At 63.6% G+C, this 24,914-nt stretch carries 24 protein-coding genes; 8 read left to right on the top strand and 16 right to left on the bottom strand.

Annotation, left to right across the window (positions count from 1 at the left end; all coding sequences use genetic code 11):
• Window positions 1-204: 204 nt before the first annotated feature.
• Together cysQ and nudE are read right to left on the bottom strand one after the other, a co-directional pair.
• Window positions 205-1,017 carry a 3'(2'),5'-bisphosphate nucleotidase CysQ gene (cysQ, locus tag ABNP46_RS02950; RefSeq protein ID WP_349920933.1) on the bottom strand — a complete coding sequence of 271 codons (813 nt, stop codon included), beginning with the start codon at window positions 1,015-1,017 and terminating at the stop codon, window positions 205-207.
• Between the two features lie 31 nt (window positions 1,018-1,048).
• The gene (gene nudE / locus ABNP46_RS02945) at window positions 1,049-1,666 is read right to left on the bottom strand and encodes an ADP compounds hydrolase NudE (protein WP_349920932.1); all 618 of its coding nucleotides are present in this window, start codon (window positions 1,664-1,666) and stop codon (window positions 1,049-1,051) included.
• 156 nt (window positions 1,667-1,822) lie between these two features.
• Here nudE and yrfG point away from each other — a divergent pair, with 156 nt between their 5' ends.
• Window positions 1,823-2,491 (top strand): GMP/IMP nucleotidase, encoded by a 669-nt coding sequence (gene yrfG, locus ABNP46_RS02940; RefSeq protein ID WP_349920931.1) that lies wholly within the window; start codon window positions 1,823-1,825, stop codon window positions 2,489-2,491.
• Window positions 2,492-2,520: 29 nt separating this feature from the next.
• On the opposite strand, the gene ABNP46_RS02935 is transcribed toward yrfG, so the two are convergent.
• Window positions 2,521-3,624: an NADH:flavin oxidoreductase gene (locus ABNP46_RS02935; RefSeq protein WP_349920930.1), complete on the bottom strand. Its 1,104-nt coding sequence runs from the start codon at window positions 3,622-3,624 to the stop codon at window positions 2,521-2,523.
• 115 nt (window positions 3,625-3,739) lie between these two features.
• On the opposite strand from ABNP46_RS02935, the gene ABNP46_RS02930 reads away from it, so the two are divergent.
• A complete protein-coding gene (locus ABNP46_RS02930) occupies window positions 3,740-4,672 on the top strand; it encodes a LysR family transcriptional regulator (RefSeq protein ID WP_349920929.1) in 933 nt (310 codons plus the stop codon).
• Between the two features lie 309 nt (window positions 4,673-4,981).
• On the opposite strand, the gene tyrS is transcribed toward ABNP46_RS02930, so the two are convergent.
• Window positions 4,982-6,247 carry a tyrosine--tRNA ligase gene (gene tyrS, locus ABNP46_RS02925; RefSeq protein WP_349920928.1) on the bottom strand — a complete coding sequence of 422 codons (1,266 nt, stop codon included), beginning with the start codon at window positions 6,245-6,247 and terminating at the stop codon, window positions 4,982-4,984.
• Window positions 6,248-6,388: 141 nt separating this feature from the next.
• Between tyrS and ABNP46_RS02920 the strand changes: the two genes are divergently transcribed.
• Entirely contained in the window at window positions 6,389-7,222 is an 834-nt protein-coding gene (locus ABNP46_RS02920; RefSeq protein WP_349920927.1) for a helix-turn-helix transcriptional regulator, read from the top strand.
• A 44-nt stretch (window positions 7,223-7,266) separates the two neighbouring features.
• Here the strand turns inward: ABNP46_RS02920 and exeN are convergent, their stop codons facing one another.
• The 12 genes from exeN to exeC form a co-directional block, all read right to left on the bottom strand.
• The gene (gene exeN, locus ABNP46_RS02915) at window positions 7,267-8,025 is read right to left on the bottom strand and encodes a GspN family type II secretion system protein ExeN (RefSeq protein ID WP_349920926.1); all 759 of its coding nucleotides are present in this window, start codon (window positions 8,023-8,025) and stop codon (window positions 7,267-7,269) included.
• Window positions 8,022-8,513 carry a GspM family type II secretion system protein ExeM gene (gene exeM, locus ABNP46_RS02910; protein ID WP_349920924.1) on the bottom strand — a complete coding sequence of 164 codons (492 nt, stop codon included), beginning with the start codon at window positions 8,511-8,513 and terminating at the stop codon, window positions 8,022-8,024. Before exeM ends, exeN begins: the two co-directional genes overlap by 4 nt.
• Window positions 8,510-9,694 (bottom strand): GspL family type II secretion system protein ExeL, encoded by a 1,185-nt coding sequence (gene exeL / locus ABNP46_RS02905; protein ID WP_349920922.1) that lies wholly within the window; start codon window positions 9,692-9,694, stop codon window positions 8,510-8,512. Before exeL ends, exeM begins: the two co-directional genes overlap by 4 nt.
• A 111-nt stretch (window positions 9,695-9,805) precedes the next feature.
• Entirely contained in the window at window positions 9,806-10,816 is a 1,011-nt protein-coding gene (gene exeK, locus ABNP46_RS02900; RefSeq protein WP_349920921.1) for a GspK family T2SS minor pseudopilin variant ExeK, read from the bottom strand.
• Window positions 10,806-11,393, bottom strand: a complete 588-nt coding sequence (exeJ, locus tag ABNP46_RS02895) for a GspJ family T2SS minor pseudopilin variant ExeJ (RefSeq protein ID WP_349922350.1) — start codon at window positions 11,391-11,393, stop codon at window positions 10,806-10,808. The genes exeK and exeJ overlap by 11 nt, the downstream gene beginning before the upstream one ends.
• Before the next feature lie 164 nt (window positions 11,394-11,557).
• The gene (gene exeI / locus ABNP46_RS02890; RefSeq protein WP_349922348.1) at window positions 11,558-11,884 is read right to left on the bottom strand and encodes a GspI family T2SS minor pseudopilin variant ExeI; all 327 of its coding nucleotides are present in this window, start codon (window positions 11,882-11,884) and stop codon (window positions 11,558-11,560) included.
• Window positions 11,885-11,928: 44 nt separating this feature from the next.
• The gene (exeH, locus tag ABNP46_RS02885) at window positions 11,929-12,516 is read right to left on the bottom strand and encodes a GspH family T2SS minor pseudopilin variant ExeH (protein WP_434476172.1); all 588 of its coding nucleotides are present in this window, start codon (window positions 12,514-12,516) and stop codon (window positions 11,929-11,931) included.
• A 125-nt stretch (window positions 12,517-12,641) separates the two neighbouring features.
• Complete coding sequence (exeG, locus tag ABNP46_RS02880; protein ID WP_349920920.1) at window positions 12,642-13,073, bottom strand: GspG family T2SS major pseudopilin variant ExeG; 432 nt, start codon at window positions 13,071-13,073, stop codon at window positions 12,642-12,644.
• Between the two features lie 86 nt (window positions 13,074-13,159).
• Complete coding sequence (exeF, locus tag ABNP46_RS02875; RefSeq protein WP_349920919.1) at window positions 13,160-14,380, bottom strand: GspF family T2SS innner membrane protein variant ExeF; 1,221 nt, start codon at window positions 14,378-14,380, stop codon at window positions 13,160-13,162.
• A 1-nt stretch (window position 14,381) separates the two neighbouring features.
• A complete protein-coding gene (gspE, locus tag ABNP46_RS02870; RefSeq protein WP_349922344.1) occupies window positions 14,382-15,887 on the bottom strand; it encodes a type II secretion system ATPase GspE in 1,506 nt (501 codons plus the stop codon).
• Window positions 15,884-17,947 (bottom strand): GspD family T2SS secretin variant ExeD, encoded by a 2,064-nt coding sequence (exeD, locus tag ABNP46_RS02865; RefSeq protein ID WP_349920918.1) that lies wholly within the window; start codon window positions 17,945-17,947, stop codon window positions 15,884-15,886. The genes gspE and exeD overlap by 4 nt, the downstream gene beginning before the upstream one ends.
• A 20-nt stretch (window positions 17,948-17,967) precedes the next feature.
• Window positions 17,968-18,822, bottom strand: coding sequence for a GspC family type II secretion system variant ExeC (exeC, locus tag ABNP46_RS02860; protein WP_349920917.1), 855 nt, complete (start codon window positions 18,820-18,822; stop codon window positions 17,968-17,970).
• Window positions 18,823-19,034: 212 nt separating this feature from the next.
• On the opposite strand from exeC, the gene hslR reads away from it, so the two are divergent.
• The 5 genes from hslR (at window position 19,035) to ABNP46_RS02835 (ending at window position 24,871) form a co-directional block, all read left to right on the top strand.
• The gene (gene hslR / locus ABNP46_RS02855; RefSeq protein WP_349920916.1) at window positions 19,035-19,433 is read left to right on the top strand and encodes a ribosome-associated heat shock protein Hsp15; all 399 of its coding nucleotides are present in this window, start codon (window positions 19,035-19,037) and stop codon (window positions 19,431-19,433) included.
• Between the two features lie 105 nt (window positions 19,434-19,538).
• Entirely contained in the window at window positions 19,539-20,423 is an 885-nt protein-coding gene (gene hslO / locus ABNP46_RS02850; protein ID WP_349920915.1) for an Hsp33 family molecular chaperone HslO, read from the top strand.
• A 149-nt stretch (window positions 20,424-20,572) separates the two neighbouring features.
• The gene (gene pckA / locus ABNP46_RS02845) at window positions 20,573-22,198 is read left to right on the top strand and encodes a phosphoenolpyruvate carboxykinase (ATP) (protein ID WP_349920914.1); all 1,626 of its coding nucleotides are present in this window, start codon (window positions 20,573-20,575) and stop codon (window positions 22,196-22,198) included.
• 171 nt (window positions 22,199-22,369) lie between these two features.
• Entirely contained in the window at window positions 22,370-23,035 is a 666-nt protein-coding gene (locus tag ABNP46_RS02840; protein WP_349920913.1) for a GntR family transcriptional regulator, read from the top strand.
• A gap of 33 nt (window positions 23,036-23,068) precedes the next feature.
• Window positions 23,069-24,871: an aminopeptidase P family protein gene (locus ABNP46_RS02835; RefSeq protein WP_349920912.1), complete on the top strand. Its 1,803-nt coding sequence runs from the start codon at window positions 23,069-23,071 to the stop codon at window positions 24,869-24,871.
• The last annotated feature ends 43 nt before the right edge of the window (window positions 24,872-24,914 follow it).

Raw genomic sequence — 24,914 nt, 5'->3', positions numbered from 1 at the left:
TTTTTACTTTGATAAATCAGTGGATTGCAGAATTACATGAAATGACAGACCAGACAATCATGGCTTGTTGTGATGATCCACTGCCATTCACGCCAATGGCTAGCGTATATCCCTGTTTAACATGCATGAAGGCAGATGATTGCGCTAACGCAAAGGGCGACCCTGAGGTCGCCCTTTGCGATGTTGGCAGCGGGATCCCGCCCCTCAGCTGACCAGGATCTTGCCCCAGGCAAGATCCGGATCCCCCATCACGATGAAGTCCGGGTTCTCCAGCGACTCCGTCTCGTTATAGCTGAGAGGCTGCAGCGCCAGGCTGAGGATGCGTCCCCCGGCCGCCTCGACGATGCACTGGGCGGCGGCGGTGTCCCACTCGCCGGTGGGGCCGAGGCGCACGTAGCAGTCGGCGGCCCCCTCCGCCACCAGGCAGGATTTGAGCGAACTGGAGCCGAGCGGGATCAGCTCATAGTTGATGGCCGGGTTGAGACGGCGGGTCAGTCGCTCCAGCTTCTGGCGACGGCTGATGGCCACCACCAGGGCATCCGGCTGATCGTGCTCGTGGTGCATGGCGCTGATGGGATAGACCTCACCCCCCGTCTCCTTGAAGGCACCGTGGCCACGCACCGCCCAGTAGAGCACGTCGGATTCGGGGGCATAAATGACCCCGAGCACGGGCACGTTGTCCCGCACCAGGGCGATCAGGGTGGCGAAGTCACCGCTGCCGGCGATGAACTCGCCGGTGCCGTCCAAAGGGTCCACCAGCCAGTATTGCCGCCAGGCGGCCCGCAGGCTGAAGGGAACGTCGGCTGCTTCTTCGGTCAGCACGGGGATATGGGGAGTCAGCGCCGACAGCGCTTCCTTGAGGTAGGCATCGGCAGCAAGGTCGGCACTGGTGACCGGGGTCGCATCCTCCTTCAGCTGACGCTCGAATTGACCGCCGTGATAGATTTCGTGAAGGATCCTGCCTGCTTCGCGGGCAATCTCCTTGACCCCAGGCACCCAGGACAACAGCTCCTGCATCTCGCTACCTCTACTTTCCAAACTCTGCGCCTCAGGGGCGCTCGTTTCCCTGCTCTGCCAGCCACTTGCGGGCCAGCAGCAGGGCGCTGATGCTGCGCGACTCGGTAAAGTCGGGTCGCGCCAACAATTCATCGATCTGATCGAGGGGCCAGGGGATCACCTCGAGGGGCTCCGGCTCGTCGCCGACGCGCTGCTCGGGGTAGAGCTCCCGTGCCAGCAGGATGTCCATCCGGCTGGAGAAGTAGCCGGGGGCGAGGGAGACCTGCTTGAGGGACACCAGATCCCGGGCCCCGAAGCCCGCTTCCTCCATCAACTCCCGGTTGCCCGCCTCGAAGGCGTTCTCGCCGGGATCGATCAGCCCCTTGGGGAAGCCCAGTTCATAGGAGTGGGTGCCCGCCGCGTATTCCCGCACCAGCAGCAGGGTATGCGCATCGAGCAGGGGCACCACCATGACGGCCCCCCGGTTGCCGCCGCGCATCCGCTCGTAGACCCGCTCCTCCCCGTTGGAAAACTGGAGGTGCAGGGATTCCACCTTGAACAACCGGCTCTCGGCCACGATCTCGGCCTTGAGGATCGCCGGTTTGACCTTGTCCTGCGCCAGGGCATCGACACTGAGGTGTACGGGGTTGCACTTGTGACTGTCACTCATCGGGGCTGGCTGCTCATCAAAAATCGTGCTTCAAGAGTAAACGACTCACCGAATGAACACCACGGGGCAAGTGTGCTAAAGGTGTCTGAAAAATCCGTTATAATCCCGCCCTTTCCACTCCACTCTCCCTCGCTACGCGATACGAAAGGATGATGCATGCCCGCTTCCCTCCCCTGGCACCAGATTGATACCGTTTTGCTCGACATGGATGGCACCCTGATCGACCTGCAGTTTGACAGCCACCTGTGGCAGATCCTGGTGCCGGCACGCTATGCCGAACGCCACCATCTCGCACCGGACGAAGCGAAGCGGCGCATCGACGCCCACTACGAGGCGGTAGCGGGGACCCTCGACTGGTACTGCGTGGACTACTGGAGCCAGACACTGGGGCTCGACATCCGGGGGATGAAGCAGGAGATCCTGGGGAAAATTCAGTGGCGCCCCAATGCCGTCGCGTTTCTCGCCGCCCTCAAGGCCGCCGGCAAGCGCCGGGTTCTCTTCACCAACGCCCATCCCGCCAGCCTGGCGGTCAAGATCGAACGGCTTGGGCTCGATGAGCATCTCGACGAGATCGTCAGCACCCATGATCTCGGCTGGTCGAAGGAGAGCCAGCACTGCTGGCAGGCGCTGGCCGAACGCCTGCCCTTCGATCCCGCCCGCACCCTCTTCATCGACGACAGCGAGCGGATCCTGACGGCCTCCGCCGACTACGGCATCGCCCACCAGCTTGGCATCCACCAGCCCGACAGCGCCATGCCACCCCTGCGGTTCCAGCGCTTCCCGGCTCTCAAGGATTACGCCGACCTGCTGCCCCTCACGGCCTGACCTCCCTCGCCGGGCGCCCGGCCTTCACCTCAAGAGGCTTGGGCGACCAGACCGGGAAAGCTGCGCAGGTAATCCTGGGCCCGGGGGGTGAAGCCGGACGTCGTCAGCCGGGCTGTCTCGAAGGGGGGTTGCTCCAGGGGAAGATCGCAGTTCACCCTCTTCGGCCAGTCCGGATTGCCGATGGCCGCCGACCCTATGGCCACCAGATCCGCCCCGCCCGCCAGGGCCTGCCTGGCGGACTCGGCATCCCAGATCTTGCCCGCCACCATGAGAGGCACCCGCCCCGCGACTCCGGCGCGCACCGCGGCCAGCAGGGAACCCCCGGCGGGATCCTCGCTCGCCGCCTTGAAGCTGTCCCCCATGGAGAAGTGCAGGTAGTCGACATCCTCCTCCACCAGCAACTCGACCAGCGCCAGCTGGTTGGCGAGCTGGATGCCCTCTATGTGGGCATAGCTCTCCGGCGAGAGCCGCACCCCGATGAGGAAGCTTCTCGGCAGACGCTCCCGGATGCCCCGCACTATGGCCAGCAGCATGCGTGCCCGCCCGGCCAGACTCCCTCCCCAGCCATCTTCCCGCCGGTTCAGCAGGGGATTGAGGAAGTTGCAGAGCAGGAAGTTGTGGGCGGCGTGCAGCTCAATGCCGTGCAGACCGGCGCCATGGGCACGCTCGGCGGCCAGTACGAAGGCGTCGATCAGTTGCAGGATCTGCGGCCCCGTCAGTGCCGATACTCCGAGCGGATAACGTCCCCCCGGGGGAATGGCGCCGGGGCCCACCGGGGCCGTGCCGTTCAGCTCGGGCTGGGCGCGGACCCCGCCGTGGTGAAGCTGGATCAGCGCCAGGGCGCCGTTTTCCTCGGCGCTCTGCGTCAGCTTTGCAAAGGCCGATTGCTGGGCATCCGTCATCAGGGCCGGTTGGCCGGGCCAGCAGCGCCCCCCAGCCTGTACCTGGGTGGCGGCGCCGATGAGCAGACCAAAGCCCCCCTCGGCGCAGCGGGCCAGCCAGTCGAGCTCGGCCCGGCCGGGATCCCCGTTCTCCTCGCTCATGTTGTGGGTCAACGGGGCCAGTACGGCGCGATTCTTGAGCCGCAGCCCGGCCCGCACAAAGTGGAACTCGTCATTCAACATCGGGATCATGGTCTTTCTCCTGGCATCTGTGCCTCGTTGACGCCACTATAATCCCAGCCCGACAAGACATAATCAGACCTGAAAGAAAGACACTCATTCCCAACAGGACGCAATAAAGAACCCCATGGACAACCACAAACTCGATACCCTCTACCTGATGCGGCTGCTGCTCGCCATCGCCCGCTTCGGCTCCTTCGCCGCGGCCGCCAGCCACCTCGGCATCACCCCGAGCAAGGCCTCCAAGGATCTGCGCCACCTTGAACAGAATCTGGGGGCCGTGCTGCTCAGCCGCACCACCCGCCGGGTGCAACTGACGGATGCAGGCAAGCTGGCCTGCCAGCAGGCCGACCAGATGATAGCCCTGCACGAAGAACTGCTCGACGGTTTGCAACGGCGTCGCCATAGCCTCTGCGGTGAGCTCAGGATCACGGCGCCGGATCTCTGGGGGGAGGTGGTGCTGGCCCCGGTGTTGCTACGGTTTCGCGCCAGTCACCCCGAGGTGCGGATCATCGCCGACTTCTCCAACGAGGTCGCCGATCTGCTGCGGGACAACCTGCACGTCGCCTTTCGCAGCACGATATTGCACAGTGAACCCTATCTGGCGCGCCCCATCGCCCCTGACGATCTGGTGCTCTGCGCGAGCGAGGCCTACCTGGCCGCGCATCCGCCCCTCACGCAGCCCCAGGATCTGCTGCGCCACAGCCTCATCACCCGCAGCCAGGATTATGCCCGCCACGACACCTGGCCCTTGCTCCACCAGGGTCGAGAAATTCCCCTCGAGGTGACGGGTGAGCTCGCCTTCAGCAGCAAGAAGTCGATCCAGATGGCGATGTGCCAGGGATTCGGCATCGCCCGCCTGCCCCGCTATCTGGTGGCCGAGGATCTGGCGGCAGGCACTGTGTGCGAGGTGCTGCCCGCCTATCGGCCCAAGGGTGCGCACTTCTACGCCCTCTATACCCAGCGGCGGGCGGACTCGGCGCTCATCACCCACTTCCTCGACTACGTGATCCGCGAACTCGGCGGGCCTTCGGCATCACCGGAACAATCAGCCTCCTGACGCATGGACCGGTGTCGCGCCTACCCGGCCCTCGTCACACGCGCCCTCGATTACGTGATCCGTGAACTCGGCGGGCCTTCGGCATCACCGGAACAATCAGACCCCTGACGCATTGACCGGGTGTCGCGCCTACCCGGCCCTCGTCACACGCGCCCTCGACTACGTGATCCGCGAACTCGGCGGACCCTCGGCATCATCGGAACAATCAGCCACCTGACGCTTTGACCGGCGTCGCGCCTACCCGGCCCTCGTCACGCACACCCTAGACAACATGCTCCACGAGCAAGCCGGACATGAGGCATCCCACCATCAGGATTGCAGTACCAGGTGGTACTGCTTCTTGCCCCGGCGCAGCAGCAGGTAGCGGCCAAAACGCCAGTCGGTCTCGGCGAGTTCCACCCCCTCGGCCAGCCGGCCGTTGAGGCTGATGGCACCGGCCGCCAGCAGTTCGCGGGCGATCCGCCGGGAAGCGGCGAGTCCACTCGTCACCAGCAGCGCCACCAGATCGTCCTCGGGCTGCCGGGTCGAGGTCGGCAGGCCACCGGCGGCGAGTTGTGCAAGTTGCGCCTCGCCCAGTTCTGCCACCCGACCGCTGAACAGCTGCTCACTGATGACCTGCGCCTGCGCGAGCGCGGCCTCACCGTGCACCAGGGCGGTCAGTTCGTCCGCCAGCACCTGGGGTGCCCGCTTGCGACCCTGACGCCCCGCATCCTCCGCCTCCAGCGCCGCGATGACTGAGAGCGGCATAAAGCTGTAGTAGCGCAGGAAGCGGTACACATCCTCATCCGCGGTGCCGAGCCAGAACTGGTAGAAGGCGTAAGGGGAAGTAAGTGCCGGATCCAGCCAGATGGCCCCCCCTTCCGTCTTGCCGAACTTGGTGCCATCGGCCTTGGTGATGAGGGGCAGGGTCATGCCAAACACCTGGGCCCGGTGCAGGCGGCGGGTGAGATCCATGCCGCTGGTGATGTTGCCCCACTGATCGTTGCCGCCTATCTGCAGGGTGCAGCCGAGCCGCTCGTGCAGCACGGCGAAGTCCTGGGATTGCAGCAGGGCGTAGGCAAACTCGGTGAAGGAGATGCCCTGATCCGGGCGGGCGAGGCGCTGGCGTACCGACTCCCGTGCCAGCATGGCGTTGACGGAGAAGTGTTTGCCCACGTCCCGCAAGAAATCCAGGGCCGACATCTGCCCCATCCAGTCGGCGTTGTTGACCAGTTGCGGCGCCGCCAAGCCGTCACTGGCCGGCAGCAGAGCGGCTATCTGGGCCGACAGACTGGCGACCCAGCCCTGCACGGTTTCACCGCTGTTGAGGGTGCGCTCGGTCGCCTTGAAGCTGGGATCCCCGATGAGGCCGGTGGCCCCCCCCACCAGGGCCACCGGCCTGTGGCCAGCGAGCTGGAAGCGGCGTAGCATCAGGAGCGGTACCAGATGGCCGATGTGCAGGCTGCCGGCGGTGGGATCGAAGCCGCAATAGAGAGTGCGCGGCGTTGCCAGGTGAGCGGCCAGGGCCTCGGGATCGGAATTTTGGGCGATGAGCCCGCGGGCCATCAGATCATCGAGCAGGTGGGGGTCTGTCATGGGTGCTCCAGCGGCAGAGGAAAAGCCCCTATCCTCCCTCCGCCGCCTTCCCGCGGATATGTCCCTCTGGGGACAGTTTTATCACTGCCGTGCTAGCATGGGGCCTATCGGGCCCAGCCCCTGCAGAGATCCCGTCCTCAGATGAACAGCGCCGCCCATACCCTCGCCCTGACCCAGACTGTCGAGTCCCTTCATGGCCCGGCCTTTCCGGCCGCCCTGGTGCGTCTCATCCAGCAGCGGGTGGCATTCGACTGCGCCCTGTTGCTCGGGGTGGGCAGGCGGCCCGTCTACCTCTACGACAACCTGAGCCATCAGCGGGCACTGCTGTTCGATCGCTACCTCGCCGGCCACTTCGGCCAGGATCCCTTCATGCAGGCACTGGAAAACGGGCTCGGCGCCGGGGTCTGGACCCTGGCCGAGGTCACCCGTGGCCCGCTGGATCCCGACTATCGCCAGCGCTTCTACGAGGCGACCGGCTGGCAGGAGGAGGTGGGGCTGATCATGCCCATCCGTCCCAATCTCACCCTGGTGCTGTTTCTCGGCCGGCTCGCCAAGCGCCGGGCGCTGAGTACCGGGGAGCGGGCCAGGCTGAACGAGCTCTTCCCCCTGCTGCATGCCCTCTGTCGCCAGCACTGGCGGCAAGCTGCCCCCTTGCTGGCACAGGACGCCACCAAGGACGATGGTGCCAGGCTGGACGGGGCCCGCCTCAGGCAGGTGATCGATGAGGGGATGCAGAGTCTGGGAGCCGAGCTGCTGACCCGGCGGGAGCGGCAGGTGGCCGAACTGCTGCTGCAGGGCCAGGATGCCGAGGCCATCGCCGCCACGCTCGGGATAGGCAGCGGCACGGTGAAGAATCACCGCAAGCACCTCTACGGCAAGCTGCGCATCGGCTCACAGGCGGAGCTGTTCGGTTACTTCCTCAATCACCTGATCACGACCCCGACACCGGATACCGACGCCTCTTCCCCCCCATAACAGAACACCCCGCCGTGGCGGGGTGTTCTGCATCGAGCAAAGAGTCAGATCCTGCCCTGGTAGCGCAGGGGGAAGCGCCCCTGACCATCGGGCTGGCCGAGGAAGGGCAGCCCCTGTTTCATCTGATCCGGCAGCTCAGGCCCCGGCTTGAGACTGCCCTGGAACAGGTACTGGCGATTGGCCTGCAGCTCCAGCTTGCCCATCACCTGGACCGCCTCCGACCCCTGCTTGAGCTCGGCCACCAAGTGCGAATCCAGGCAGGTCAGCTTGGCCTCGGGATCCCCCAGCGCCAGCTTGCCCGCCGGGGTGTCGGCCTCGGCCCCATACCAGTAGAGATTGCCATAGAGCTGTTCGCACCAGGGGTTGCCCTGGGCAAACTGATCCACCTTGAGCTGCAACTGGCCCGCCGCCGTCAACGGGAAGGGCAGCCGCATGGGCAGCCGTTCCAGCAGCCAGGGGGCCGGCGCGTTGAGGGTTATGTCGCGGCCAAAAGCGGCGCCATTCCAGCCGACGATCCCCTGACCGTTGAAACCGGCCCTGTCCCCGAAGCGCACCGAAACCTCGGGGGCGAATCGCAACAAGGACCAGCCGTTGAGGTCCCAGCGCAACTGGGTCAGGGATTCACTGGCGTATTGCAGCCTGGCTATCTGGCCGCTCCAGAGGGTGCCGCTCACCCCCTCCAGCCGCACCAGGTTGGCGGGCAGAGGCAGGTAACGGACCACCAGGGTAGCGGGCAGTTGCACCAGTAAAAAGACGAGATAAGTCACCAAAAAAATGACTGGGATTAGAACTCTATGCTTCATTCGGGACGACTCAACTGTAAACGTCTCACCTTGACCAGACCCGGCGCCAGATTCTCCCGCGCCACCTCGATGATCTGCACCTGGACCCCGTGCTGATCCGACAGGGTCGCGAGCCAGAGCAGCAGATCGTCAAAAGGCACGGTGTCGATCCACACCTGCAACTCCTGCCCTTGTGGCTGCAGGCGAGCGATCTTGATCTTCTGGTTGAAGGCGGTGCGGTTCACCACCCCGTCCAGGGTGCCGCTGGTGTCTATCTGACGACCCTGGCTACCCTGCATCGCCAGCACCTCCTGACCCTTCTCCTTGAGCCAGGCCAGGGTCTGCTGCTGGTTGATCACCTGCCGCTCGCGCTCGGCGATGCGGTTGGCCACGGGTTGCCAGATGGCCCAGTAACAGAGCCCGATCAGCAAGATGCCGCCCCCCACCGCCACCAGCCGCTGTTCACGGGTGCTGATGCCACGCCACCAGCCTTGCAGTTTGTCCATCATGATGATTTACCCTTGAGCACCAGTGCCCCTTCGACCTTGCCTTCGGTGCTGCGCACCTCTCCCTGCTGCACCTCGAAGCGCTTGCCCGCCAGCTCGCGAAAACGCTCTATCTCGGTGAAACCGGGTGCGGTGACCTGCAGCCTGAGCTCGCCCCTGGCCGCATCGAAACGCATGACTTCGGGCTTGAGACCGGGCACCTCGGCAAACACCGGGGCCAGCTCGGTCAACAGCAGCAGGACCCCGTCCTGGGGCGCCTGTCCCAGCAGCTTGAGGTGCTGGGTCATCTGGCTGCGCACGTTGACGATCCGGCTCTCCCCCGGGAAGATCCGGGTATAGACCTGCCGGATCTCGGCCTTGAGCGCCTTGTCCTGCTCCGCCAGCTGATACAGGTGTACGCCACGCTGGGTCAGGGCCACCAGCAGCAGCAAACCGGCCACCACGGCCACCTTGCGCCACTGCAACCAGTGACGGGCGTATTCGGTCTGGGGACGGTACTTCCCCTGCAGCAGGTTCGCCTGGCAGCCAAGGGCCCCCTTGGCCAGCAGCAGCATGGGCAGTTCGGGATCCGCCGGCAGCCAGTTGGAACCGGCCATGGCCGGTGGCGGCGTGTGGCTGTGGATGGTCACGGGCTCAGCCTGGGTGGCCAGCAACATGGCCAACAGGGGCTCCTCCGCCACTATGCCCTGACGAGACCCCTGGCGCAGCAGCCACTCCTCCCCCAGTTGCAGGGCGGACCAGCCCTCGGTGGCCAGCGGCAGGGTCAGCACGTCCGGCAGCAGTTGCAGGGTCTTGAGTCCTGCCTGTTGCAGCCAGCCGAGCCAGGCCTGCATCTTGGCCTTGTCCACCGCCATCAGATCCACCTCGTTGCCCTGATGGCCGAGCACCACCAGGTGCAGGGCGTCCACATCGGAGGCGATCTGTTCCTCCAGCAGATAGGGCAGCGCCGCCGCACTCTGGCGGTTGTATTTGCCCGGCAGGCTGACCCGCCGGAAGATGAGATCGCTGCCGGGCACCAGGGTTACCACGGGGCGGCCACCGGCACGCTCCTGCAACTCGCCGAGGGCATGGGCCGAGGCCAGGGTGCCGGAGGCAATGATCTCCTGCTCCTGTGTCGACCACACCAGCCAGTGTACCGGCTGCTGCGCATTGGTCCCCAGACGGATGACCAGACTCTCGCTCACTAATCGTTCTCCTGCCATGCCCGCCATCGTCGTCGATGGGCGGGAACGCAGCCTGGGCTGCGGTATCGATACGGGGTCGGGACGGACGACGCCAGTGGTCGCCCGTCCCGGTTATTCTGCGCCGTCGCTCAGACGTCGCAACATGACCAGCTTGTTGTCCTTGCCGCGCTGGAACACCGTCTTGAGCCGGGCCCGCGCGTCCCCCACCTCGGCCAGCAGGCTGGCTTCGAAGTAGCTGCTCTTGATGTCCAGGGCAGCGTCGAGACCGCTGACGGCACCCGGCTGCACCGGCAACTGATCCGTCATGGCCTTCTTCTCTTTCCAGCCCTTCTTGGGTCGGCTGGTCAACACCTGCTTGGCATCGTCCAGCCCAATCTTGCCCTGATAGAGGCCCACCAGCAGGGCCGCCCGCTCGGGCTTGATGGTGTTGATGTTCACCACCAGCTTGTCGTTGGGCAGGGTGCAGACATAGGGGGCCAGCCTTGCATAGAGCGCCCCCGTCATGCCCCGCACCGCCCGCAACTCATCCGTGCCCAGCATCCACTGGTTGGCCACCAGATAAGGGGGCTGGAGCCCCTCGTAGTAGGCATCTTCGGCCCCGTAGCTCGACACCAGCTGGGTATCCTTGTCGGTCCAGTCCCGGATGGCATCGGTCAGCTGCACCGCCTCATATTCCTCGACCTCCAGCGCCTCCAGCAGGGCGCGGAACGCCTTCACCGCATAGGGCTGAGACTCCAGGTTGTCCCCGTCTTCACCCTCTTTCTTCGCCACACTCAGGCTGTTGAGGTTGAAGCAGGACTGCAGATCCCGTACCCGGCCGGCTAGGGTGCCATCATCCACCGGGAAGACCCCGTCCTCACGCGCCCAGTTCTGCCCCAGGTTCACCACATCGGGATCGTCCTTGAAGTCCTGGTTGAGCACCTTGATCACCAGGGCCTCCGCCGACATGGCGTACCACCAGGCCTGCTTGCCGATGGTGAGGTTGCTGGTGCGACGCAATTCCAGCTGCAAGCGGCCGCTCATGTTGCTGGCGATGATCACCATCACCGACAGGATAAGCAGCACCACCAGCAGGGCCATGCCCCCCTGGCGAGTGGGCGAAGCGCGACGCTTAGTTGCCATTCTCAGCCCTCTGACCACCGGCTCCGATGAGGAACTGTCTGCGAATGGTGCCGTAATCCTCCAGATCCAGCTCCACCGCCAGCCCATGGGGCAGCAGGTCTCGCTGGGTCCACTCCTCCTTCCACATCCCCTTGTCGTAGAAGTAGAGGCGCAGCGCCGTCACCCCCTTGAGCACGGGCTGGATGCGCGGCTCGGTGCCTATCACGGGATCCGGGTAGAGGTAGCTCAGCCGCTCCAGGGTCTGATCCTTGAGACGCCAGCCCACCCGTTGCAAACCGGAGCGTGGCAGTATGCCATCCGGATTGAGCCAGCCGCCGTGGATGAAGGCCATGCCCCAGTCATCGCTCTGCTGGCCAAAGCGGGACGCCGCCAGCAGCACCTTGTTGTTTTCCCCGTCGATGCGCCCGCTGCGGGGCACCATCTGACTGACATCCCGCTCCAGCAGGCTGAAGGCCAGCTGCAGCTCCGCAAGCCGGGTCTCTTTTTTCTTCGCCACCTCGTCGCTGGTAAGCACCCCCTGCAGCACCTGATAGGCGCCAAGGCTCAGCGTGGCGAAGATGGCGATGGCCACCAGCATCTCCAGCAAGGTGAAGCCGCGCGCCCTCAAAACAGCGCGGCACCGTCTGGCCGATGGCACCGTCGACGCCTCCCGCCGGGTGACACCGCCATGGCGGGGGTGGGTCACAAGGGACGTCCTTCGCCGATCCTGGCTCGGGCTCCTCTGGATTCGTTGAGTCCCGCTCATCGGCTGATATAGGTCCTGATCGTGGCCACCGGGCTCTCGGCCCTGGGCGCGGTGCGCACCTCCATGTCCAGCGCCTTGAAGTTGGCATCGCTGGTGGCGACGCCGCGATAGCGCCAGTACCAGGTCTGACCGGCCAGCTCCTCGTCCCCTTCCACCCAGCTGTCGCCGGGCCACTTGGCTTCGAGCTTCTGCTGCACCAGCTGGTTCTCCACCACCCAGGTCGCCAGGGTCTTCTCTTCCAGATAGTTGAGACCGGAGAGATGCTCGCTGGCGGTCTTCATCACGGCGAGGCCGGCGATGGCAAATACCGCCAGCGCCACCATGACCTCCAGCAACGTAATGCCGCGCACCCTGGGAGCCTGGCGCCTCACTCCTCTTCCTCTTCGTCTTCTTGCAGGGAGAGACGACCGAACTCGTCCCCCTTGACGGTGCGCAGATATTTCTCGTCATCCACCTGCTGGCTCAGGGTCAGCACGAAGGGGGTGAGTTCTCCCCCCGGGAAGATGAGGATCTGGGGCGTGCGCTCCCGCTCGTCGCGATTCTGCTCCGTCTTGTCATCGGTGTCGGTACGCCAGCTGAATCCCTCCAGTTCAATGGTCAGGACCATCTCCTCGGGCAGTTGTACCGGCCCCAGGATCTTGTCGCCCTCCAGCGCCTGCCACTTGCGATCCTTCGGGTTACGGGACATGAACTGCCAGCCGTTGGCCTCGGTCCGCAGTCCCAGCAGCCGGCCATCCATCACCGAATACTCCTGTGCCTGCTGCAGGGTCGCCATGAAGCGGCGGGCCTGCTTGTCCAGCTCCCTGTCTCCGCGGGCGCCCCCCATGCTGAGGGTGACGGCGGTGGCGACAAGCCCCATCAACATGGCGACCAGCAAGACTTCCAGCAGGGTGAACCCCGATTGGTGACGGCGCCTCACCAGCTGTCCCCCATCAAGATGGCGGCACTCCGGCACAGAGACTCCTGACTGATGACGGCATGTCACGAGCACTACCTCCATGGTCGGGCCATGGCGGATGAACGAGACAAGGCCTGCCCGATGGCGGCAGGCCCGACAGGCATCAGGGCGCCTTCAAACACTTATTGGAAGTCCTTCAGGTTCCAGTTGCCGATGTCGTCATCGGTACCGGCTTCCCCATCCAGCCCCATGCTGAAGATGTCGATCTTGCCAAACTGGCCCGGACTCAGCAGCTGGTACTGGTTACCCCAGGGATCCTGCGGCAGGCGCTTGATGTAGCCCCCTTCCCGGTAGCTGCGCGGCTCCGGGGAAGCGGTCGGCTTGTTGACCAGGGCATCCAGCCCCTGCTCGGTGGTGGGGTAGCGGTTGTTGTCCAGCTTGTACATGTCCAGCGCATTCTCCAGCGCGACGATATCGGACACCGCCTTCTGCTGATCCGCCTTCTCCTTGTTGCCCATCAGGTTAGGCACCACCAGGCTGGCCAGGATCCCCAGGATCACGATGACCACCATGACTTCCAGCAGGGTGAAACCCCGTTGACGACGACTGTGCATTGCTATGACTCCCTAACGAATAAGATGGCCAGCGCCATCGATGATTAACCTTGTTGTGGCATTCAAACCGGCGGGTCACGCCGGCATCAGAGATTCACCATGTTGTTGAGCTCGAGGATCGGCTGCAGGATCGACATCACGATAAACAGCACCACCCCGGCCATGGAGACCACCAGCATGGGCTCGAACACCCCGAGTGCGATATTCACCTGGGTTTCGAACTCCCTGTCCTGGTTGTCCGCCGCCCGCTCCAGCATGCTGTCGAGCTCGCCGCTCTGCTCGCCCGAGGCGATCATGTGCAGCATCATGGGCGGAAAAATCTTGGTTTCATCCAGCGCCTTGCGCAGGCTGGTCCCCTCTCGCACCCGCTCGGTGGCCTCGCCGATGCGGTGGCGGGCAAAGTCGTTGGAGAGCACTTCACCGGCGATCTTCATCCCCTCCAGCAGGGGCACGGCGCTGGCGTTGAGGATGCTCAAGGTGCGGGCGAAACGGGCGGTGTTGAGGCCGCGGCTGACCCGACCGATGACCGGCAGACGCAGCAGCACGGCGTGCCAGTGGCGACGGCGGGTCGCATCCCCCAACCACCAGCGCCAGATCAGACCGCCAATGAACAGCAGCAGCAGGAACCAGAGCCCGTAGTGCTGCAGCAACTCGCTGGTACCGATGAGAAAACGGGTGGTGCCGGGCAGTTGTTGACCCATGTGTTCGAACTGGGCCACCACCTTGGGCACCACGGCGGTGAGCAGTATGGAGATGACTCCCACCGCCACCAACGTGAGGACGATGGGATAGATCATCGCCTGCAGCAGCTTGGTGCGCATGTGCTGGCGCTGCTCGGTGTAATCCGCAAGCCGGTTCAGCACCTTCTCCAGGTGACCGGATTTCTCCCCGGCCGCCACCATGGAGCGGAACAGCTGGTCAAACACATGGGGGAAGGCGCCGAGGGAGTCGGCAAGGGAGTAACCCTCCACCACCTTGCTGCGCACCGTCGCTACCAGACTGCGCAGGTGGGCCTTCTCGCACTGCTCGGCCACCGCCTTGAGGGCTTCCTCGATGGTGAGACCGGCCCCCACCAGGGTCGCCAGCTGGCGGGTGATGAGGGCCAGCTCTGAGGTGGAGGCCCCGCGGCGAAACAGCACGAAGCGATTGGCTTCCCGCTTCGCCTTCTCGGTGGTTTCGTTCACCTCGAGCGGGGTCAGCCCCTGCTCGCGCAGCAGCTGGCGCACCTGGCGGGCGGAGTCGCCCTCCAACACACCGTTCTTGTTGCGTCCCTTGCTGTCGAGAGCCTTGTATTCGAACGCAGCCATCTCAGTCTTCCCGGGTCACGCGCAGCACTTCTTCGAGGCTGGTCTGCCCCAGCAGCACCTTGTCGATGCCATCCCGGCGGATGCTGGGGGTATGACCCCGGATCAGCCGCTCGATGGCGAGCTCGCCGCTGGCGCCGTGGATGGCCTCGCGCACGGCGTCGTCGATCACCACCAGTTCGTGGATCCCGGTCCGGCCGCGATAACCGGTGTGGTTGCACTGCTCGCATCCCACCGGGCGCCAGATCTGCTGATCCGGCGGCAGTGACATGCCCATGGCGAGCCGTTCCTGCTCGCTGATGGGATGGGGTGCACGGCAATCCGGGCAGAGGGTGCGCACCAGCCGCTGGGCCAATACCGCCAGCAGGGAGGAGGAGAGCAGGAAGGGCTCTATGCCCATATCCCGCATCCGGGTGATGGCGCCGATGGCGGTGTTGGTGTGCAGGGTCGACATCACCAGGTGACCGGTGAGGGAGGCCTGCACCGCGATCTGGGCGGTCTCGAGGTCACGAATCTCCCCCACCATCACCACGTCCGGATCCTGACGCAAAATGGCGCGCAGGCCGCGGGCGAAGGTCATATCCACCTTGCTGTTGACCTGGGTCTGCCCCACCCCTTCCAGGTCATATTCAATGGGATCTTCGACGGTGAGGATGTTGCGATCCCGGGAGTTGATCTCCGAGAGCGCCGCATAGAGGGTGGTGGACTTGCCCGAACCGGTCGGCCCGGTCACCAGGATGATGCCGTGGGGTTTGCGGATGAGTTCGCTGATGACGTTGCGATTGGCCAGCGTCATGCCGAGCTGCTTGAGCTCGAGGCGCACGTTGTTCTTGTCCAGCAGTCGCAACACCACCCGCTCGCCGTAGCTGGACGGCATGGTGGAGACCCGCACGTCGACGGCCCGGCCGCCGATGCGCAGGGAGATGCGGCCATCCTGGGGTACCCGCTTCTCGGCGATGTCCATGCGGGACATGACCTTGATGCGCGACACCAAGAGCGATGCAAGCTTGCGATGGGGACGCAGTATCTCCCGCAGCACGCCATCGATGCGAAAACGAATGACCAGGGCCCGCTCGAAGGTTTCGATATGGATGTCGGACGCCTCCTCCTTGATCGCCTCGCTCAACATGGCGTTGATGAGGCGGATGATGGGGGCGTCGTCATCCGCATCCAGCAAGTCTTCACTCTGGGGCAGCTCCTCGGCCAGGGCGAAGAAGTCCATCTCGTTGCCGAGGTCCTCCATCAGCTGGCGTGCCTCGGAGGAGTCGCGCTGATAGTGGGCCATCAGCAGGGTTTCGAATTCGTCGTTGCCAAGCTGCTCGACGGCAAAACCACAACCGGCCACCCGCCGCACCTCCAGCAGGGTCTGGGGGCTGATCCCCTGACGGCAGAGCAGCAGGGGCTTTCCCTGACGCTCGGTCAGGATGGCCCCGAAGTTGCGGGCGAAGGCGAACGGCAACTCCGGCAGTTCAGCCGGCAGTTCGCTGTTGTCCAGTTGATACGCCATCAGGGCTTGCTCTGCACGAAGGGTTGGCTCTGGGGCTGCTGCACCTGGGTTCTGACGCCGGTGGCGGTCGCCTGCTGCTGCGCCTTCATCCGCTCGATCTGCTGTTGTACCTCGGGGGACATCATCACATCCTGGCCGTAGGCAGGCAGCACCTGGCGAGCCGGCGAGGTGGCATAGCCTTCATCGGCGGCGCGGTTCAGCTGCTCGGCCCTGAACAGGGTGTACTTGTTGCTGGAGACGCCGGAGTAGACGTTGGCATCGCGCAAGATGGTCGGGCGGATGAAGACCATGAGGTTGCGCTTGGAGGTCGAGGTCTTGGAGGAGCGGAACAGGTAGCCCAGCACGGGGATGTCCCCGAGCAGCGGCACCTTGGAGATCTGCTCCTGGGTCTGCTCATCCATCAAGCCCCCCAGCACCACGGTTTCGCCGCTTTTCACCAGCACGGCATTCTTCACGGTACGGGTGTCGAAGGTGGGACCCAGGTTCGCGGTACCGGTCGCCTGCTTCTGGGCGACACTCGAGACTTCCTGCTCGATGTTGAGCAGTACCGAGTCCCCTTCGTTGATCTGGGGCGTCACCACCAGCTTGGTGCCCACCGTCTTGCGCTCTATGGTGTTGAACACCTGATCGCTGGTGGTGGAGCTCTGGGAGCCGCTCTGCACCGGCACTTCCTGGCCGACGTTGAAGGAGGCTTCCTTGTTGTCCATGGTGACGATGCTCGGAGTCGAGAGAATGTCGTTCTTGCTGTTGGTGGAGAGGGCCGTCACCAGCATGGCCCAGTCTCCCTTGTAGAAACCGGCCGCCATACCGCTGAAGTTGCTGGCAAGCGACGCGAGACCGTCGGTGTTGCCATTGTCATCGTAATCCTTGGCAGCGATGGCGAGGGAACCGATGGGCAGGCCGGTATCGGTGAACTGGGTGCCGCCACCGTTGGTATTGGCCCACTGCACGCCGAGGTTCATGCCGTCACCGTCGGAGACTTCGACGATGATCGCCTCCACCAGCACCTGGGCACGACGGATGTCGAGCTTGGCGATGACCTGCTCCAGCTCGGCCATGACGTCCGGCTGGGCGGTGATCACCAGGGCATTGGTGGTCTCGTCCGCCGAGATGGCAAGCTGGCCGCCACCGATGCTGGCACCGCCGCCGGTCGCCGCCGCACCGCCCCCTTTCTTGTCCGCCTCAATGCTGGAGCTGACCCCCTTGAGCACGTCCACCAGGTCCTTGGCCTTGCCGTACTTAAGGTAGAAGACCCGGGTATTGCCCTGGCTCTGCAGATCCCGATCGAGCTGACGCACCATCTGGATGATGCGGGCACGGGCCTTGGGCTCACCGCTGATCACCACGGAGTTGGTCCGCTCATCCGCCACCACCTTGGGGGAGAGCAGCAGGGGGGCATTGCCACCCTGGTTGTTGCCATCCTTGTTGAGGTTGGTCACCAGCCGTACCATCTCGCCGGCGGAAGCATATTTCAGCTTGATGACGTCCATGTCCTGGTCACCGGCCTTGTCCACCCGGCGCACCACCTCCACCAAGCGGTTGACCACGGCGGCACGGCCGGTGATGAGCAGCACGTTGGAGGGCTCGTAGTGCACCACGTTGCCGCCACCGGCGTTGTCGTTGAGCTGGCGCAGCAGCGGGGCCAGTTCGCGCACCGAGACGTTGCGCACCGGCACCACCCGGGTCACCATCTCGTCCCCAATGCCGGGGTTGCTATCGTCCACCACCGGAATGGCGGAGGTCTTGGCATCCTTGGAGCGCACAACCTTGAGCACCCCGTTGTTCATGGGCACCACGGCGAAGCCATAGACGTCGAGCACGCTCAGGAAGAACTGGTAGTACTGCTCTTCGTTGAGCAGGTCGTAACTGCGGACGTTGATCTTGCCGCGCACCGAGGGCTCGATGATGATGGTCTTGTTCAGGTTCTTGCCGACCGTGTTGATGAACTCTTCGATGTCGGCATTCTTGAAACTGGCGGAATACTCGGTGGCCCAGGCAGAGCCTGCCATCATCAAGGCTGCCGCGACCGTGGCCAGACGCCAGCCTTTCCCTTTATTTCTCATTCTTGGTGCTACTCCAATCATTATTCTGACAAGCCGACATACACGTCGTAGAGCTGTCCTTGCCGCTCGACGGTGACGGTCATTTCAGTGGCGCCCGCCACTTGCTGCATAGCCTGCATGGCCTGTGCGTTGTCCCGCAGATCCAGGCCATTGATGCTGACCGCCAGATCGTTGGCGACCAGCCCGAGTTGGTTGAACATTTCCGGGTTGCTGCCCGGATTGAGGCGATAGCCGACCATGCGGCCATCCACCCGTACCGGGGAAATATTGAGGTAATCGGTGATCTTGCCGGGGTTGCTCATCAGCTCGCTGCGTACCGTGGAGAGCTTGCTCTGGGGCTGGGTTGCTTTGGGCAAGGGTTTGCCGTACTCCTCCCCGTCCAGCATCAGGGTCTCATCACGACCATCCCGGGCGATGATGACCCGATCCGCAAAGACCTGACGGATCCTGGCCTGGGTGCCATCGATGTAATCACCGATGCCGTAAGAATTCTGCAACCCGTTATGGGCGATGATGGCGATGGACTTGGCGGGATCAGAACTCGCCAGCACACCGTTGAGTTGGGCATTGAGTTGGGTTTTGGGGGCATCGGCCGCGACCGTCTGGGCCACTTGGCCAGCATTGGCCGGGGGGGCCTTGCCAAACAGGGAAAGGCGGCTGACCCCGCTGATATCGAGACGCGCCGACCCTGCTCCCTGGCTCGCGGTGACCGAGGGCTGCCAGGGCTGGGAGTTAATTGGTTGAGTCAGGCCGAACAGACGCCAGGTAAGGCCGGCACACTGTTGGGCCAGCAATAGCAGCAGCAGCCAGAACAGAGGCTGGCTCAAACGAGCGAGTGGCACCGTCTTGCAACGGGCCAGAAGGGAGTTCAACAAGTCATCCCTAGGCGGTAGCGTCATCGTGATCAAAATTTTCTGACATCCAAATCGGTTGGCTATTGTGTACGGCAATGGACCCAGAGACAACCGACCGGATGAGGTGAAGCGGTGAAAATACAGATCCCGTCACACCAAGGCGTCCCCTGTTTCTACCCCAGGGCTCCCCTCTGGTATAATCAGGCACCCTTTTAGCCATCCGGAGCCGATTCATGTCGAACCCAGCACAAACCGGCACTCAGGTTCGCCTCGACAAGTGGCTGTGGGCTGCGCGCTTCTACAAGACCCGCAGTCTGGCGCGGGACCAGATAGACGGCGGCAAGGTGCACTACAACGGCCAGCGCAGTAAACCGGGCAAGCAGGTCGAGGTCGGCGCCCTCATCCGCTTCTGGCAGGGCCAGGACGAGCGGGAGGTGCGAGTGCTCGAGGTGAGCGAGCAGCGCAAATCTGCTCCGCTGGCCCAACTGCTCTACGAAGAGACCGCCGAGAGCCTGAAACGACGCGCCGACAACAGCGAGGCCCGGCGTTTCAACAGCCAGTTTGCCCCAAGCCCGGAGCGCCGTCCCGACAAACAGGAACGACGCCAGCTGATCAAGGTCAAACAATACTAATCAGCCCTTGTGGCCCTTTTATGACGACAGGCGGAGGAATTAGTTCCTAACCGGCTGTTTAACAATGTTTTTGTTCATATCCCCAAGAAAACCCAGGAATGCATGATGAGTAACCAAGATCTCCTGTATCGCTATCTGTTCGAAGAGTACGAAGTCCGCGGGGAGCTGGTCCAGCTGGACAGCACCTACCGCCACATCGTGGAAGCCCAGAGCTATCCGGTGCAGGTGCAAACGCTGTTGGGTGAACTGCTGGTCGCCACCAGCCTGCTGACCGCCACCCTCAAGTTTGAAGGCTCCATCACGGTGCAACTGCAAGGGGACGGCCCGGTGCGCCTGGCGGTGATCAACGGCGATCACAACCAGCAACTGCGCGGCGTGGCCCGTTATGAAGGGAAGTTGCCGGAGGATGGCAAGCTGCAGAGCCTGATCGGCAACGGCCAGCTGGTGATCACCATCACCCCGGATCAGGGTGAGCGCTATCAGGGCATCATTGCCCTCGAGGCCGACACCCTGGCAGGCTGCCTCGAGCAGTACTTCGCCCAATCCGAGCAGCTCGCCACCCGGCTCTGGATCCGCACCGGCCATCACGAAGGCCAGCCCCGCGCCGCCGGGATCCTGCTGCAGGAACTGCCGGCCCAGAGCGAGGATCACAGCGCCGATTTCGAGCATCTGGAACAGCTCACCAGCACCATCAAGGATGAAGAGCTGCTTGGTCTGGAAGCCGAGGAGATCCTCTATCGCCTCTATCACCAGGACAAGGTACGGGTGTTCGATCCCCAGGCCATCGAGTTCCGCTGCACCTGCTCCCGTGCCCGTTGTGAAGGGGCCTTGCTGCAGATCGGTAAAGAGGAGGCGATGGCCATGGTGCAGGATCTCGGCAAGATCGACATGCACTGTGACTATTGCGGCGCCGAGTACCCATTCGATGGGATCGACGTCGAAACCCTGTTCAGCAGGGCTCCCGGTAATGATGCAAACAAGTTACACTAAATGAAGGCGGGCAAAACCCGCCTTTAACTTAAATAACAAAAAAATACCCTATTTTATAAAGTTTGATGGCGATCGCTAAACTCTACCACCTAGGTGGTAGCATGATCGTCAGATAGAACCCTACAAACCTCTGACCCCAGGAGAATATAATGACTATCGTGGCAGAACCCACCCTGGCCCAACAACTGAAACTGGACCAGTACGGTATCAAAAACAGCCAAGAAATCGTTCGCAACCCCTCTTATGAGCAGCTCTTCGCCGAAGAGACCCGCCCAGACCTGGAAGGATTCGAACGTGGCGTCGTCACCGAGCTGGGCGCCGTCAACGTCAATACCGGCATCTTCACCGGTCGTTCCCCGAAAGATAAATATATCGTCAAAGACGGCACTACCCAGAATACTGTGTGGTGGTCTGACCAGGGTAAGAACGATAACAAGGCCATTACCCCGGAAGTGTGGTCACATCTGAAATCCCTGGTGACCCAACAGCTCTCCGGCAAGCGCCTGTTCGTGGTGGACGGTTATTGCGGCGCCAACCCGGACACCCGTCTGGCAGTGCGCATCATCACCGAGGTGGCCTGGCAGGCACACTTCGTGAAGAACATGTTCATTCGCCCGAGTGAGGAAGAACTCAAGACCTTCAAGCCGGACTTCGTGGTGATGAACGGTGCCAAGTGCACCAACCCGAATTGGAAAGAACAGGGCCTCAACTCCGAGAACTTCGTCGCCTTCAACATGACCGAGAAGATGCAGCTCATCGGTGGCACCTGGTACGGTGGCGAGATGAAGAAGGGCATGTTCTCCATGATGAACTACTTCCTGCCCCTGCGCGGCATCGCCTCCATGCACTGCTCCGCCAACGTGGGTCAGGACGGCGATGTGGCCATCTTCTTCGGCCTGTCCGGCACCGGCAAGACCACCCTCTCCACCGATCCCAAGCGCCAGCTGATCGGCGATGACGAGCACGGCTGGGACGACAACGGCGTGTTCAACTTCGAGGGGGGCTGCTACGCCAAGACCATCAAGCTCTCCGAAGAGGCTGAGCCGGACATCTACCACGCCATCCGTCGCGATGCGCTGCTGGAGAACGTGACGGTCGCGGCCGACGGCACCATCGACTTCGACGACGGCTCCCGCACCGAGAACACCCGGGTCTCCTACCCCATCTACCACATCGAGAACATTGTCAAGCCGGTCTCCAAGGCAGGTCACGCCACCAAGGTGATCTTCCTGACCGCCGATGCCTTCGGGGTACTGCCCCCGGTCGCCAAGCTTACCAAGGAGCAGACCAAGTACCACTTCCTGTCCGGCTTCACTGCCAAGCTGGCGGGCACCGAGCGTGGCATCACAGAGCCGACGCCGACCTTCTCCTCCTGCTTCGGCGCAGCCTTCCTCAGCCTGCACCCGACCAAGTACGGTCAGGAGCTGGTGAAGCGGATGGAAGCGGCAGGGGCCGAGGCCTACTTGGTCAACACCGGCTGGAACGGCACCGGCAAGCGCATCTCCATCAAGGACACCCGCGCCATCATCGACGCCATCCTTGACGGTTCCATCGAGCAGGCGCAGACCAAGGTGCTGCCAATCTTCAACCTGGAGGTGCCGACCGCACTGCCGGGGGTGAACACCGAGATCCTCGACCCGCGCGATACCTACGCGAATAAGGCCGACTGGGATACCAAGGCGGTGGATCTGGCAGGGCGCTTCATCAAGAACTTCGAACGCTTCACCGACAACGACGAAGGCAAGCGTCTGGTGGCGGCGGGTCCGCAGCTGTAACGACCAGCCACTTTCCAGGATTGCATACCGGTCAGCCCAGCTGGCCGGTATTTTTTTGGCCAAACCGCAGCGTTTGACTCCTGCGAAGCCTTGCCAGCGGGACGATGGCGCGTTAGATTCAGCCAAACTTTATACAATATACAATTTTGCAACCTGCCCCGTGACCCCAGCATGAGCCCACCCTACAAGACCCGCACCCAGATGGTGATGGAGAACCTGCGCGGCCGGATCCTGCGCGGCGAGTTCCCCGCCGGCGCCCCCCTGCGCCAGGACGCCATCGCCAGGGAGCTGGCGGTGAGCCGGATCCCGGTGCGAGAAGCCCTGATGCAGCTGGAAGCCCAGGGGTTGGTGAAGTTCGAGGCCCATCGCGGCGCCGTGGTGACCATGCTGGACGCCTCGGCCATCGACGAGCTCTTTTATTTGCGAGCCCTGCTGGAAGCCGATACCCTGTTCCACGCCGTCGACATGATGACGGAGGAGACCTTCGCCAAGGCGCAAGCCATCCTGGCCCAGTTCGATCTGGCGCTGGAGTCCGGTACCCAGGTCGAGCACTGGGCCGAGTTGAACCACAGTTTTCACGCCACCCTCTATCAGGCCGCCAATCGCCCCCAGGCGCTGGAGCTCATCGCCCAGATCAACCTGAGCTGCGATCGCTACGTGCGCTTCGAGCTGCTGTTTGCCCAGGGTGGCGTGGACAAGGCCGAGCGCGAGCACGCCCAGTTGCTGGCGCTGTGTCGCGAACGCCGCAAGCACGAGGCGGTCGTCCTGCTCAGGCAACATATCGAGGCGGCTGGCCAGTCGATCAAACAGATCCTGGCGAGCAGTCAATCCCAGTGAACACTCACATCACCACAATCTGGCAGTAACGACATGAATCATTTCGAGATTATTGAAACCCGCGTCGCCCAGCTCAGGACCACCCTGGCCACCCAGGAACTGGACGCCTTCATCGTCCCTCACGATGACGAGCACCTGGGGGAGTACATCCCCGCCCATGCCGAGCGGCTGGACTGGATCACGGGTTTCAACGGCTCCGCCGGCCTCGCCATCATCCTGGCGCAGCGGGCGGCCCTGTTCATCGACGGTCGTTACACTGTGCAGGCCCGCATGCAGGCACCCGCCGAACTGTTTGAATTCCTCCATCTGAATGAGGATCCCCACGTACAGTGGCTGGCGGAGCAACTGCCGGCCGGCGCCCGGGTCGGCTTCGACGCCCGCCTGCACAGCCTGGCCTGGTACCAGAACGCCAAGGCGGTGCTGGCGGATCGTGGCATCGAACTGGTGCGGGTGGACGAGAATCCCATCGACCCGCTCTGGATCGATCGCCCGGTGCCCGCCAAGAGCCCGGTCATCCTCTACAGCGAGGCGCTGGCGGGCCAGTCGAGCCAGTCCAAGCGCGAACAGCTGGCGATGGATCTACGCAAGCGCGGACTGGACGCAGTGCTGCTGACTCAAGCCGAGCCCATCAATTGGCTGCTCAACCTGCGTGGCCGCGACGTGGAGCGTCTGCCCGTGGTACTGGGCTTCGCGGTGCTCTACGCCAACGCCACCATGGATTTCTTCGTCGATACCGACAAGATCGACTGCATCGCCTTCAGCCAGCACGTGGGGCAGGATGTCTCCGTCTACCCCATCGACAAGCTGGGTGACGTGCTGCAGCGCATCGGGGAAGATCAACAGAAGGTGCTGGCCGACCCGAATACCGCCAACGCCTGGACCCAACTCGTGATGGAAGAAGCCGGTGCCATCCTGGTGGCCGGTCAGGATCCCACCATGCTGCCCAAGGCCTGCAAGAACGCCGTGGAGCTGGCCGGCATGCGCGCCGCCCACCTGCGCGATGGCGTCGCCGTTACCCGCTTCCTCGCCTGGCTGGACCGTCTGGTCGCCAGCGGTGAGTTCGAGGGCGTCGATGAAGGTACCCTGGCGGATCAGCTGGAGTCCTTCCGCAAGGAGCAGGATCACTATGTGGAGCCGAGCTTCGACACCATCTCGGCCCTTGGCCCCAACGCCGCCATGTGCCATTACCGCCACACCAACGGTGTGCCGCGCCCCTTCGGCCAGGACAGCATCTATCTGGTAGACTCCGGCGCCCAGTATCTGGACGGCACCACAGACATCACGCGCACCCTGCGGGTGGGCGAGGTGACCGAGGAGCACAAGGCCATGTTCACCCGGGTGCTGCAGGGCCACATCGCCCTGGATCAGGCCCGCTTCCCTCGCGGCACCGCCGGCATCCAGCTCGACGTGCTGGCCCGCATGCCCCTGTGGCAAGCCGGTTACAACTATGACCACGGTACCGGTCACGGGGTCGGCCACTTCCTGAGTGTGCATGAGGGTCCCCAGCGCATCGCGCCCAAGGGCAGCCTGGTGGCGCTGCAACCAGGCATGGTGCTCTCCAACGAACCGGGCTACTACCGCGAGGACGCCTTCGGCATTCGCTGCGAGAACCTGGTGGTGGTGACCGAGCTGGAGGCGCGGGGCGAGCTGCCGATGCTGGGCTTCGAGCGACTGACCTATGTGCCGTTCGACATCCGCCTCATCGATCGCAGCCTGCTGAGCCAGGATGAGTTCCGCTGGATCAACGACTACCACGTGGAAGTCTTCCGCCGTCTGAGCCCGCTGCTGGAAGGTGAAGATCTCGTCTGGCTGGAGCAGGCGACCAGTCTCATCTGATCGAGGCAATCGAGATACACTGATGACACAGGGCCCAAGGGCC

The organism is Aeromonas veronii (assembly GCF_040215105.1).
Lineage (GTDB): Bacteria > Pseudomonadota > Gammaproteobacteria > Enterobacterales > Aeromonadaceae > Aeromonas > Aeromonas veronii_G.
This window is presented reverse-complemented; position numbering and strand designations above follow the sequence as displayed.

Bases quoted from the DNA above. Each gene is read 5' to 3' on its own strand.
- cysQ (WP_349920933.1), bottom strand. From the start codon at position 1,017: ATGCAGGAGCTGTTGTCCTGGGTGCCTGGGGTCAAGGAGATTGCCCGC.
- nudE (WP_349920932.1), bottom strand. From the start codon at position 1,666: ATGAGTGACAGTCACAAGTGCAACCCCGTACACCTCAGTGTCGATGCC.
- yrfG (WP_349920931.1), top strand. From the start codon at position 1,823: ATGCCCGCTTCCCTCCCCTGGCACCAGATTGATACCGTTTTGCTCGAC.
- ABNP46_RS02935 (WP_349920930.1), bottom strand. From the start codon at position 3,624: ATGATCCCGATGTTGAATGACGAGTTCCACTTTGTGCGGGCCGGGCTG.
- ABNP46_RS02930 (WP_349920929.1), top strand. From the start codon at position 3,740: ATGGACAACCACAAACTCGATACCCTCTACCTGATGCGGCTGCTGCTC.
- tyrS (WP_349920928.1), bottom strand. From the start codon at position 6,247: ATGACAGACCCCCACCTGCTCGATGATCTGATGGCCCGCGGGCTCATC.
- ABNP46_RS02920 (WP_349920927.1), top strand. From the start codon at position 6,389: ATGAACAGCGCCGCCCATACCCTCGCCCTGACCCAGACTGTCGAGTCC.
- exeN (WP_349920926.1), bottom strand. From the start codon at position 8,025: ATGAAGCATAGAGTTCTAATCCCAGTCATTTTTTTGGTGACTTATCTC.
- exeM (WP_349920924.1), bottom strand. From the start codon at position 8,513: ATGATGGACAAACTGCAAGGCTGGTGGCGTGGCATCAGCACCCGTGAA.
- exeK (WP_349920921.1), bottom strand. From the start codon at position 10,816: ATGGCAACTAAGCGTCGCGCTTCGCCCACTCGCCAGGGGGGCATGGCC.
- exeJ (WP_349922350.1), bottom strand. From the start codon at position 11,393: ATGCTGGTGGCCATCGCCATCTTCGCCACGCTGAGCCTTGGCGCCTAT.
- exeI (WP_349922348.1), bottom strand. From the start codon at position 11,884: ATGGTGGCGCTGGCGGTATTTGCCATCGCCGGCCTCGCCGTGATGAAG.
- exeG (WP_349920920.1), bottom strand. From the start codon at position 13,073: ATGCACAGTCGTCGTCAACGGGGTTTCACCCTGCTGGAAGTCATGGTG.
- exeF (WP_349920919.1), bottom strand. From the start codon at position 14,380: ATGGCTGCGTTCGAATACAAGGCTCTCGACAGCAAGGGACGCAACAAG.
- exeD (WP_349920918.1), bottom strand. From the start codon at position 17,947: ATGAGAAATAAAGGGAAAGGCTGGCGTCTGGCCACGGTCGCGGCAGCC.
- hslR (WP_349920916.1), top strand. From the start codon at position 19,035: ATGTCGAACCCAGCACAAACCGGCACTCAGGTTCGCCTCGACAAGTGG.
- hslO (WP_349920915.1), top strand. From the start codon at position 19,539: ATGAGTAACCAAGATCTCCTGTATCGCTATCTGTTCGAAGAGTACGAA.
- pckA (WP_349920914.1), top strand. From the start codon at position 20,573: ATGACTATCGTGGCAGAACCCACCCTGGCCCAACAACTGAAACTGGAC.
- ABNP46_RS02840 (WP_349920913.1), top strand. From the start codon at position 22,370: ATGAGCCCACCCTACAAGACCCGCACCCAGATGGTGATGGAGAACCTG.
- ABNP46_RS02835 (WP_349920912.1), top strand. From the start codon at position 23,069: ATGAATCATTTCGAGATTATTGAAACCCGCGTCGCCCAGCTCAGGACC.